Here is an 11,740-nt window from a genome sequence, read left to right on the forward strand (position 1 = left end):
GACCAATCCGGTGGTTTCCATCCACGACCACGGCTCTGCCGGACATGTAAACTGTCTGTCCGAATTGGTAGAGGAATGCGGCGGTTTAATTGACATGAGCAAGTTGCCCATCGGTGACACGACTCTGTCTGCCAAGGAAATCATTGCCAACGAAAGCCAGGAACGCATGGGCTTGCTGATTCAGGAAGAGGCCATCGAACATGTACGCAAGGTAGCCGAACGTGAGCGTGCCCCGATGTACGTAGTCGGTGAAACGACCGGCGACCATCGCTTTGCCTTCCAGCAAGCTGACGGTGTACGTCCGTTCGACCTCGCCGTAGAACAGATGTTCGGCTCTTCCCCCAAGACCTATATGGTGGACAAGACCGTGGAACGTCACTACGAAATGCCCCAATACGAAGTTTCCCAACTACACGAATACCTCACCAATGTGCTCCAACTGGAAGCTGTGGCTTGTAAAGACTGGTTAACAAACAAGGTGGACCGTTCTGTAACAGGCAAGATTGCCCGCCAACAGTGCCAGGGTGAATTGCAGTTGCCTCTGAGCGATTGTGGTGTGGTAGCTTTGGACTATCGCGGCGAAAAGGGTATCGCAACCTCTCTGGGCCATGCTCCCCAGGCGGCACTTGCCGACCCGGCAGCCGGCTCCGTTCTTTCCGTCAGCGAAGCATTGACCAACTTGGTTTGGGCACCGCTTGCCGAAGGTCTGGACAGCGTTTCCCTTTCTGCCAACTGGATGTGGCCTTGCCGTTCGCAAGAAGGTGAAGATGCCCGTCTGTACACGGCAGTAAAGGCCTTGAGTGACTTCTGCTGTTCCCTGCAAATCAATGTACCGACCGGTAAAGACTCTCTTTCCATGACACAGAAATACCCCGACGGCAGCAAAGTAATTTCTCCGGGCACGGTAATTGTTTCTGCCGGTGGAGAAGTTTCCGACGTCAAGAAAGTCGTATCTCCGGTGCTGGTTAACAATGAAAAGACTACCATTTATCATATAGACTTCAGTTTCGACAACCTGAAACTCGGCGGTTCTGCCTTTGCTCAGACCCTGGGCAAGGTAGGTGACGAAGTTCCCAGCGTGCAGGATGCCGAATACTTCCGCGATGCTTTCCTTGCCGTGCAGGAACTGGTCAACAAGGGACTGATTCTTGCCGGACATGATATTTCCGCCGGTGGTCTTATCACTACACTGCTTGAAATGTGCTTTGCCAATGTGGAAGGCGGTATGGAAATCAACCTGGATAAAATCAAGGAGCAAGACCTTATCAAGATTCTGTTTGCGGAGAACCCGGGTATCGTTATCCAGGTGAGCGACAAGCACAAGGAAGCTGTAAAGCAAATCCTGGAAGATGCAGGCGTAGGTTACGTGAAGCTCGGCAAACCGACAGACGAACGCCATATTCTTGTATCAAAAGGCGATGCTACTTATCAGTTTGGCATCGACTATATGCGTGATGTATGGTACTCTACTTCTTATCTCCTTGACCGTAAGCAGTCCATGAACGGCTGTGCCAAGAAGCGTTTCGAGAACTACAAGATGCAACCGGTGGAATTCGCCTTCATGCCGGACTTCAAAGGCAAGTTCTCACAATACGGCATCGACCCGGACCGCCGCACACCTTCCGGTATCCGCGCCGCCATCATCCGTGAAAAAGGAACCAACGGCGAACGCGAAATGGCCTACTCACTCTATCTGGCAGGCTTCGATGTGAAGGACGTTACCATGACCGACCTTATCAGCGGTCGCGAAACGTTGGAAGATGTAAACATGATTGTTTACTGCGGTGGTTTCTCCAACTCCGACGTTCTTGGTTCTGCTAAGGGTTGGGCAGGTGCTTTCCTCTTCAATCCGAAAGCAAAAGAAGCGCTCGACAAATATTATGCACGCGAGGATACGCTTTCACTGGGTGTCTGCAACGGCTGCCAGCTCATGATGGAACTTAATCTTATCAATCCCGAGCACAAGAAAAACGGCAAGATGCTTCATAACGACTCACACAAGTTTGAATCCAGATTCCTCGGTGTTACTGTCCCCACCAACCGCAGCGTAATGCTCGGCTCACTGAGTGGAAGCAAACTGGGTATCTGGGTAGCTCACGGTGAAGGAAAATTCTCCTTGCCATACGACGAGGACAAATACAACGTCGTGCTGAAATACTCATACGACGAATACCCTTCCAACCCCAACGGCTCAGATTATTCCATAGCCGGATTGGCAAGTGCCGACGGACGTCATCTGGCCATGATGCCCCACTTGGAACGTGCCATCTTCCCCTGGCAGAACGGTTGCTACCCCGCAGACCGCGTAAACAGCGACCAAATCACTCCTTGGGTAGAAGCATTTGTCAATGCACGCAAGTGGGTGGAAGCCAATAAAAAATGAACTGAACTTCCTTTTTTATAGAAATGTAACAAGCGCGGGTTATGAATAATCCCGCGCTTGTTACATTTCTATTCTTCGCTTTCTTTTTTTGCTTTTCTCAAACAAAAGCATTATTTTTGTGTTTATTTTCAACTCTCCCTCAGTACAACATTCAAAAAACCGCTCGACAATTATGAAAAAGTACTTCTTTTTCTGCATACTACTATTATTGCCAATTATAGGCATTGCACAAACATACAAATACATCGGTGTGGAAGACGGTTTGAGCAACAGACGGGTATATGCTATTCAAAAGGGACCCAAAGGTTACATGTGGTTTCTTACCCACGACGGCATCGACCGATACAACGGAAAAGAATTCAAGCCGTACAAACTGATGGATGGAGATGAGGAAGTGAATTCCATGATGAACCTGAACTGGCTCTATGTGGATTCCAAAGGAACCATATGGGAAATTGGCAAGAAAGGACGCGTGTTCCGCTATGATACAAAACACGACCGTTTTGTCCTGGTATACAAGCTACCCGAAAGCGAAGTGAAAGGACGTCCAACCCCTATCAGTTACGGTTTTGTGGATGCCAACAGCGTAATATGGCTTTGCAATGAAGATGCCCTATATCTGTACGACAGCAATACCCAGAAGGTGACATTCATTCAAAACGAAATAGGAGAACGAATTACTGATATCGCACAGATTGATTCGACCCACTTCTTCATCGGGACCGACATCGGCATACATTATGCTGAGCTGGCCAACAACACCCTCACCCTCAGTCCCTGCAACCAATTGGACACCTTGAAGATACAAATCAACGAACTATACTATCATAAACCGTCTCACAAGGTTTTTATCGGTACTTTCCAACGGGGAATATTTACCTATGACCTGAATGAGCACAAAGTCATGCATATCCCATCCGGACTGATGGACGTTAGTATTAACTGTATCCGTGCCTACAATAACAATGAAATCCTCATAGCTACAGACGGGGCCGGTGTCTACAAAATGAATACCGATACCTATGAATCTATACCATACATTGTTGCTGACTATAACCGGTACAACTCAATGAACGGAAATACCATCAATGATATCTACATTGACAGTGAACAACGCATCTGGATGGCTAATTATCCCATTGGTATAACTGTACGCAACAACCGATATGCCGATTATCAATGGATAAAACACTCTATCGGCAATAAACAGTCACTCATCAATGACCAGGTAAATGCCATCATTGAAGACCATGACGGCGATTTATGGTTTGCCACCAATAACGGCATCAGCCTTTATTATAGCAAGACGAAACAATGGCATTCTTTTCTCAGCAGTTTCGACACCGCAAGCCATAGTAAAAACCATATCTTCATCTCATTGTGCGAAGTGGAGCCCGGCATCATCTGGGCCGGAGGATATAGTTCCGGCATCTACCAGATCAACAAGAAACTACTGTCCACAGAGTTCTTTACTCCGTCTTTATTCAGTAATCTGAATATCCGGCCGGACAAGTATATCCGTTCCATTATGAAAGATTCTTCAGGAAACATCTGGTTCGGAGGGTATTATAACTTAAAAGAAATAGATTATTCCAGAAAAAATATACGCCATTTCCCGGGCTTGAATGGTATCACTGCCATCATAGAGAAAGACTCCACACATATGTGGATAGGCACTTCCACCGGCTTGTACCTGTTGGAAAAAGCAACCGGTAAGTATACCTATATCCAGATGCCGGTAGAATCCTACTACATCTACTCCCTATGCCAAGCTTCCGACGGAATGCTGTATATCGGTACCAACAATGCCGGTTTACTGGTATATGATACGACCAAAAACACATTCAGACATTATCATAGAGACAACTGCGCCTTGATTTCCAATAATATCTATACACTATTGTCTGATGGTAAAGGAAATATCTTTCTGAGTACAGAACACGGTCTGTCCACCTTCTATCCTGTCGAAGAGACATTCCATAACTGGACCAAAGAACAAGGACTGAAGTCTGACCATTTCAACGCAGCCTCAGGCACCTTGAGGAAAAACGGCAATTTCATTTTCGGCAGTACGGATGGAGCCATAGAATTCAACAAAGACATGATCCTGCCTCGCGACTATAAGTTCAAAATGGTATTCAGTGACCTGCGGGTATTCTATCAGACCGTTTATCCCAAGGATGAAGGTTCTCCACTTATTCTGGATATTGACGAGACAAAAACCTTGCGTTTGAAGTACAACCAGAACATCTTCTCATTGCAGGTCTCAGACATCAACTATGACTATCCTTCCCTAATTCTGTACTCCTGGAAACTGGAAGGCTTCTATGAGGGTTGGAGCCGTCCGGGAGAGGAAAACGTCATCCGTTTTACCAACCTGAGTCCGGGCAACTATACCCTCCGCGTACGTGCCATCTCCAACGAAGACCGTCGTATTGTCCTGGAGGAACGCAGTATGGACATCATTATCGAGCAACCCCTCTGGCTCAGTTTCTGGGCGCTGATACTCTATGCAGTGATTATCATATCCATTGCAAGCATCACTCTACGAATAATAGTCTTGAGAAAACAGCGGAAAGAATCCGATGAGAAAATACGCTTCTTCGTCAATACAGCGCATGATATACGTACTCCACTGACGCTCATCAAAGCACCCTTGGAAGAAATCACCGAACGCGAGCAACTGACTTCCAGCGGACAGAGCAACATCAATACAGCCCTGCGAAACGTAAATGCCTTGTTGCGCCTGACCACCAACCTTATTAATTTCGAGCGCGCAGACACCTATTCCGGAAGTCTATACGTATCCGAATACGAACTGAGCACATATATGGAAGAGACGATCGATGCTTTCCGTTCATACGCAAACATAAAACACATCAACCTGACCTACGAAAGCAGCTTCCGTTATCTGAACGTATGGTTAGATAAGGACAAGATGGATTCCATTTTGAAAAATATCATATCCAACGCACTGAAATATACACCAGACGGCGGCAATGTACATGTCTTTACTTCCGAGACAGAAGATACCTGGAGTATTGAGGTGAAAGATACCGGTATCGGAATTCCGGCTTCAGAACAGAAAAAGCTGTTCAAGATGCATTTCCGTGGCAGTAATGCTATCAATTCCAAAGTTACCGGCAGCGGCATCGGACTACTTCTGGTAGGGAAACTTGTACACTTACATAAAGGAAAGCTCAACTTCAGCAGCATGGAAGGGAAAGGCTCTTGCATCAAAATCACGTTCCCCAAAGGGAACAAGCATTTCCGCAAGGCAATCCAACGCCCTCAGCCCCAAAACGAACGTATTGTTTATTCGGCTTCCGGAGTGCCTATCAATGCCTCCGCCACATCGTCCCCTGCTTCCAGCGACATCTACGACAAGACGCAGCAACAGTCGCAAAACAACAGTAGCCACCAGAAAATTCTTATTGTAGAGGACAATGACGAACTAAGGGAATATCTGCGCAGAACATTGTCTGAACAGTACAACATACAAGTATGCTCCAACGGAAAAGAGGCACTGACCATTGTCAAGGAGTATATGCCCAACCTCGTCATTTCAGACATCATGATGCCGGAAATGAGAGGAGACGAATTGTGTCATATCCTGAAGAACGACATCGAGACATCACATATCCCCATCATCCTGCTCACAGCACTGAATACCGACAAGAATATCATCGAGGGACTGCAAAGCGGAGCGGATGAATATATTGTGAAACCCTTCAATATCGGTATATTGCGGGCAAACATTGCCAACCTGCTGACTAACCGGGCACTGTTGCGCCACAAATATGCCAGCCTGGACCTGAACGACGAGAAGAACAATACGGATTGCATCAACTGCTCCAACGACTTGGACTGGAAATTCATTGCAACCGTCAAAAAGAGCGTCGAAGACAATATGGACAACCCAAGCTTCAACGTCGACGTGCTCTGCAACCTGCTGAATATGAGCAGGACCAGCTTCTACAATAAGATAAAGGCACTGACCGACCAAGCTCCGGCTGACTACATCCGGCTGATTCGACTGAAACATGCTGCCCAACTTCTGAAAGAACAAAAGCATACCATCACCGAGATTTCAGAGCTGACCGGTTTCAGTGATGCGAAATATTTCCGTGAAGTATTCAAGAAACATTTCAATATGAGCCCAAGCCAGTATGCCAAGAGAGGGAAGGAAGGGAAAGATGATAAAGAAATAAAGTAAACGCAGCAAGAAAAAGCAAGGTTGATGATAATACAGCAAGAATGCAGTCTATTAAGCAGTTAGGTGTTTAACTCATAATACTGCATAAGCTGAAAAAGGAGATCCGCTAAAAACTGCGAAAGATTTCAGTTCCCATATCGTTACTGATATAACGGGAATAAGAAACGGCACAACGGGTTCTATTTCAGCAATTTGCACAGTTTTTCATACCTGAGGACAACTCGCTTGATATTAACTTTGTAACGATCAAAAAAGTATGAAAACGAGTATGAGCAGATCGACTTTCAAAATCCTCTTCTACGTGAAGAAGGGCAGCGAGAGAGCCAACGGCTATCTCCCCCTGATGTGCCGTCTTACGGTGGACGGCGAAATCAAGCAGTTCAGCTGCAAGTTGGACGTGCCCCCGAAACTTTGGGACGTGAAAACGGCACGTGCCACGGGCAAGAGCGCCGAGGCGCAGAAAATCAATGCGGCGGTTGACCGGATACGTGTGGACGTGAACCGCCGTTACCAGGAACTGATGCAGTCCGACGGCTATGTCACCGCCGCCAGGCTGAGGGACGCCTGCCTCGGGCTGGGCGTGAAACGCGAGACGCTGCTGAAGCTCTTCGAGCAGCACAACGGGGAGTTCATCAAGAAGGTGGGACACAGCCGCGTGCAGGGGACATACAACCGCTACCGTACCATATACAGGCACCTTTGCGAGTTCGTCCCGAAAGTATACCGCCGTGACGATATCCCCCTGAAGGAACTCAACCTGACGTTCATCAACAACTTCGAGTATTTCCTGCGTACGGAGAAGAAATGCCGCACCAATACCGTATGGGGGTACATGATCGGGCTCAAGCACGTCATCTCCATCGCCCGCAACAGCGGTGCGCTTCCCTTCAACCCCTTCGCCGGGTACATCAACTCCCCCGAGAGCGTTGATCGGGGCTACCTGACGGAGCGTGAGATACAGACGCTGATGGAGGCCCCGGTGAAAAGCGGGACCTGTGAGCTGGTACGCGACCTCTTCATCTTCTCTGTGTTCACCGGACTGGCATACGCGGACGTGAAGGCGCTGACGACCGACCGGCTCCAGACCTTCTTCGACGGCAACCTCTGGATCATCACCCGCCGTCGCAAGACAAACACCGAGTCCAACATCCGCCTGCTGGACGTTCCCAGGCGCATCATAGAGAAGTACAAGGGGCTGTCCAAGGACGATCATGTATTTCCGGTACCGAGCAACGGCAGATGCAACACCATATTGAAGGAACTTGGCAGGCAGTGCGGTTTCAAGATACGGCTGACCTATCATGTGGCCCGGCATACGAACGCCACCACCGTGCTGCTCTCGCACGGTGTACCCATCGAGACCGTAAGCCGTCTTTTGGGGCATACGGATTTGAAAACCACCCAGATATATGCCCGGATAACCAACCAGAAGATCAGCAGCGACATGGAAATCCTGTCCCACAAGCTGGAAAAGATGGAGAAGGAGATATGCGATGCCATCTGAGGAAATGGTATTTACGAAACGGACGATTTTCCCCTTCCTCATCAAAGTTCGTCCGTCCCTGCGGGACTCCGCGTTTTCCCTTCGGTTTCCGGTAGAAAATTTCCGCATGGTGAAATTTTCTACCGGAAAAACGCTCCGAAAGCGCAGGGACGAACGTGAGGGGGATTCAGAAGGCGAAAACTGCGACCGACGTAGTGCATGTGCGACAAGGAAAAGAACTGTCCGGGAGCCCCTTTTCATGCCGTACCCCGGCATGAGACCGCTTTCCTCTCCGGCTGTGGTGAAGGCTCTCCTGCTCCCTCTGCATTGCATATGCGGGTTGTTTTGCCCATATCCACGTCCGCCGGTATTGCCTGCCCTTTCCTTGGGAGAAACGGCTTACCGCAACAGGCGGCGTGGCACAGACTTTTCCGGATATGGAGGAACATTCCGGAAAAAAGAGTGGAAGACGGGCTATTATTTGGCTGTATAACAACAAAGTTGTATTTTTGCAAAAAATAATATCATGGCTATAACTATCAAGAACATTCCGGTTTTGGAGGGCGCTACGGCGGAAGATTTCGTACGCAGTGCAGACAAGAACGCCGCAAAGGTAACACCCCGGTTATCAGTGGAGGCAAAGAAACGGTTGAGAAAAGTATTGAAGAAATCCCGTTCATTCCGGTTCAATTAACAGCAATGGACGGTATTTCTTTATATGATGATTGTGTCATGCTTGCCTATAACAAGGAAGTACGGAGGAATTGCCTTCCTTTCACTTGTGGCGAGAATGACCTTGATGATTTTTTTCTCAATGATGCCGATCTGTATGCGGATGAACTCCTTGGAAAAACATATTGTTGGGTGACGGCTGAAATCCCGCATCGTATTGTGGCCTTGTTTACCTTGTCCAATGACAGTATCAAGACCAGACTAATATCCCCCAATGATAAAAACAGGCTGCAACGCAATATCGTAAATCCTAAACGTGGACGCAGCTATCCGGCCGTGCTGATAGGAAGACTGGGGGTCAACCGGGAATATCAGGGTACATCAAGCCACGTAGGACGGCAACTGATGGCTTTCATAAAGGACTGGTTCCGTCATGAGGACAACAAGACAGGATGCCGTTTTATCGTGGTGGATGCATACAATGAGGAAAAGATTCTCAGGTATTATGAAAGAAACGGTTTCGTCCCACTCTATAAGACAGACGTGATAGAAAAGCAATATTATGATATTCCGCAAGATGAACCTTTGAAAACCCGCTTGCTGTATTTTGATTTGAAAAAGGACTGACATAATAATATATCAGTAAAATCCTTTGGGGTGACAACGGGTTCCCAAGACGGGCTGCCGCTACGATTGCCTGCCATATGGCACCAGCCGTTTTCTTGATGGCGGGCGGTGGATTTATCGTTACATTTCACGGGCAGCCAATTCGGAATGACAAGTAATGCCGCACCTGTGGCATAATAGAGCATTATTTTGAAGGCGGAGGCTTTGTCCGGTCCTTCTTTTTCCAAGGTTTTCCGGCGGATGTCTTCAAGTTTTCCACACTTGTTTTAGAATAGTCCGCATTATCAGCCGGTTGCAAGTTTCAGTCCGCCGTTCCGATTCTCTTTATCGCATCGTAGCATGTCGTTGATATATTCCAAATACTTATCCATGAATAGGCGACTTATAATTTTGTCTCAGGCAAATATCGAGACGCACTCCTGAATAAAGTCTTCCATGATTTAAAGGACTCCGTATTCCGGAAGGGGCAACGCGTACGCAATTTTTCCGACAACCAACCTTCCTGTCACCTCCCTGTAATCCTCCCAAAAATCAACACTGCCGTATAAACTGCATGAAAGCCCGGGCACGCTTCCTGTTTCCAATCCCATTTCCGCACCTTCCGCAATATCACGTATTGCCGTTCTCATTCCACATCCTTGAATATTTCTCCAAACATACCGAAGACAGAAAAGCTGCATGGAATTTTAAATTCTCATAGGACAGACAATAGACAGAAGGAATCCGTCATCCTCATTTCTTGCGGCAAAAATAGTTGTTTTTCAGGCCGGTCCCGCAAGGCGGCCCTGCGGGCTGGTTGCTCGTGAAAAAATCTTCCTCACGCTTCGCGTGAGTGTATTTTTTCACGGCAAGCCTTGCCGGAGACCGCCGAAAAACAAACAGGAGGAAGCACAAGAAATAAGAATGCCTACACGGGTAGGCCATGTATAACTCAAAAAAATATAAGGCTATGGCAGACAAGAGCGCAGAAAAGGAAAGACTGTTCAACGAGTGGTTCACAAAATCCTATGACAGGTTGAGAGGGACGTTACGCCGGTACGGAATGCTGGACGAGGACAATTTCCATGACACCTACCTTTTCGTAAGAAGGCAGGTGCTGGTTCCCGGAAAGGACATAACGGACTATGACGCGTATTTCATCGGATGCTACAAAAAGGCGGCCCTGGTAAAGATTAAAAGGGAGAACCGGTATGCACACCCTGAAGATGATTTCTTCCTCCGATGTGGCGAAGAGGCAAAATTCCTTTCCGAGGATGACCTGAACGGGTGCGAGCGGCTGGTAAGAGACATACTGCGTTTCGTAAGGCAGAAGTTCTCCTACGAGGAATACCGGATGTTCATGCTCAGGTTCTATGAGGCGCAGTTCTCGTTCAAGGCACTGGCGGAATGCATGGGTATCTCGGCATCGGCCATATCGCAGAAAGTATGCAGGATGGTGGACGCGGTACGTACCCACAGCGGTTTCGCATGGAGAAGCCAAATGCTGGCGGTGGAAAGCTTCATGTATTGAAAAAAACGAAAACAGTTCAACCGATAAAAGAAGGACAATTATGGCACTGATAGTATACAACAGGGAAAACTCCCGTCCGCAGGAAGTCACATACAAGGGAAAGCGGACCATCAACCTTGACAGCAGGGGAACCGTCTATCTGTCAAAGACGATGTCAATCGAATTGGGAATCCTCGGCGGCGGACGGGTGAACTTCGCCCACGACGACGAGACGGATGACTGGTACATCTGCCGGGCCGACGACAGCGAGGGGTTCATCGTCTGGAAGGACAAAAGATGCGCAAGGTTCTCGGCGGGGTTTATCGTGCAGAGGCTCATGCGGCAGGCGAAGGTGGAGAGGAAGAGCGTGCAGTTCATGATGGCGAGGATGCCGGTAGAGATTGGCGGGGTGGCCTATTACAAGATACTGCTCTCGAACCCGATACTGAGATAGAGGCATGGACCGGAGGAGTCCGGCTGTATATGAGATGACGGAGACAGGCGCATCCGACGGGACAGGAGCCCGGGGGATGTGCCTGTTTTTATGCGCCGCCATGTTTACGCACGGACATGCGGTTGTCACCGGCCGGCATAAGGTCACTCCGACAAGACCGGGAAGCGGCATTGCCGGAGGATAATGATACCGGTACGGGATATGCCGCCATTACGGGAACGGACCGTCCCACCGGTACACGAACGGCCCGCCCCAATTTCAGAATAACATAATGACATAATAAAACAAGGGTCTTTTTTTATAATGGAATCCCCGTATCTTATTGCCATACCGGAAAAATGTTTCCATGTCCCGCCATGTTATGCCAATGTTGTCACCGGATCATAATTCGTAAAGAAAAACGCTCTGTGTATAAA

The 11,740-nt window shown here is 48.2% G+C and carries 9 protein-coding genes; all 9 read left to right on the forward strand.

All coding sequences use genetic code 11. From position 1 onward, the window contains the following. Positions 1 to 2,383: phosphoribosylformylglycinamidine synthase (purL, locus tag ABUA47_RS13870; RefSeq protein WP_349831686.1), on the forward strand; the 2,383-nt coding region annotated here is incomplete at its 5' end. Between the two features lie 172 nt (positions 2,384 to 2,555). Then, positions 2,556 to 6,599, forward strand: coding sequence for a two-component regulator propeller domain-containing protein (locus ABUA47_RS13875; RefSeq protein ID WP_349824550.1), 4,044 nt, complete (start codon positions 2,556 to 2,558; stop codon positions 6,597 to 6,599). Between the two features lie 256 nt (positions 6,600 to 6,855). Next, positions 6,856 to 8,103 carry a site-specific integrase gene (locus ABUA47_RS13880; protein WP_175324473.1) on the forward strand — a complete coding sequence of 416 codons (1,248 nt, stop codon included), beginning with the start codon at positions 6,856 to 6,858 and terminating at the stop codon, positions 8,101 to 8,103. Then, complete coding sequence (locus ABUA47_RS13885) at positions 8,093 to 8,575, forward strand: hypothetical protein (RefSeq protein WP_118327848.1); 483 nt, start codon at positions 8,093 to 8,095, stop codon at positions 8,573 to 8,575. Before ABUA47_RS13880 ends, ABUA47_RS13885 begins: the two co-directional genes overlap by 11 nt. A 33-nt stretch (positions 8,576 to 8,608) precedes the next feature. Then, the gene (locus ABUA47_RS13890; protein ID WP_175324472.1) at positions 8,609 to 8,776 is read left to right on the forward strand and encodes a hypothetical protein; all 168 of its coding nucleotides are present in this window, start codon (positions 8,609 to 8,611) and stop codon (positions 8,774 to 8,776) included. Between the two features lie 5 nt (positions 8,777 to 8,781). Beyond that, positions 8,782 to 9,381: a GNAT family N-acetyltransferase gene (locus ABUA47_RS13895; protein WP_038605937.1), complete on the forward strand. Its 600-nt coding sequence runs from the start codon at positions 8,782 to 8,784 to the stop codon at positions 9,379 to 9,381. Between the two features lie 949 nt (positions 9,382 to 10,330). After that, positions 10,331 to 10,891 (forward strand): hypothetical protein, encoded by a 561-nt coding sequence (locus tag ABUA47_RS13905; RefSeq protein ID WP_007853011.1) that lies wholly within the window; start codon positions 10,331 to 10,333, stop codon positions 10,889 to 10,891. Positions 10,892 to 10,931: 40 nt separating this feature from the next. Then, positions 10,932 to 11,324, forward strand: coding sequence for a hypothetical protein (locus ABUA47_RS13910; protein WP_004295310.1), 393 nt, complete (start codon positions 10,932 to 10,934; stop codon positions 11,322 to 11,324). A gap of 4 nt (positions 11,325 to 11,328) precedes the next feature. Continuing rightward, positions 11,329 to 11,508: a hypothetical protein gene (locus tag ABUA47_RS13915; RefSeq protein WP_175324471.1), complete on the forward strand. Its 180-nt coding sequence runs from the start codon at positions 11,329 to 11,331 to the stop codon at positions 11,506 to 11,508. The last annotated feature ends 232 nt before the right edge of the window (positions 11,509 to 11,740 follow it).

It is taken from the genome of Bacteroides sp. RTP31139st1_H2_RTP31139_211217, assembly GCF_040227615.1.
Lineage (GTDB): Bacteria > Bacteroidota > Bacteroidia > Bacteroidales > Bacteroidaceae > Bacteroides > Bacteroides uniformis.

Excerpts from the sequence above, each read along its gene's own strand:
- ABUA47_RS13875 (WP_349824550.1), top strand. The coding sequence starts at position 2,556 with ATGAAAAAGTACTTCTTTTTCTGCATACTACTATTATTGCCAATTATA.
- ABUA47_RS13880 (WP_175324473.1), top strand. The coding sequence starts at position 6,856 with ATGAAAACGAGTATGAGCAGATCGACTTTCAAAATCCTCTTCTACGTG.
- ABUA47_RS13885 (WP_118327848.1), top strand. The coding sequence starts at position 8,093 with ATGCCATCTGAGGAAATGGTATTTACGAAACGGACGATTTTCCCCTTC.
- ABUA47_RS13890 (WP_175324472.1), top strand. The coding sequence starts at position 8,609 with ATGGCTATAACTATCAAGAACATTCCGGTTTTGGAGGGCGCTACGGCG.
- ABUA47_RS13895 (WP_038605937.1), top strand. The coding sequence starts at position 8,782 with ATGGACGGTATTTCTTTATATGATGATTGTGTCATGCTTGCCTATAAC.
- ABUA47_RS13905 (WP_007853011.1), top strand. The coding sequence starts at position 10,331 with ATGGCAGACAAGAGCGCAGAAAAGGAAAGACTGTTCAACGAGTGGTTC.
- ABUA47_RS13910 (WP_004295310.1), top strand. The coding sequence starts at position 10,932 with ATGGCACTGATAGTATACAACAGGGAAAACTCCCGTCCGCAGGAAGTC.
- ABUA47_RS13915 (WP_175324471.1), top strand. The coding sequence starts at position 11,329 with ATGGACCGGAGGAGTCCGGCTGTATATGAGATGACGGAGACAGGCGCA.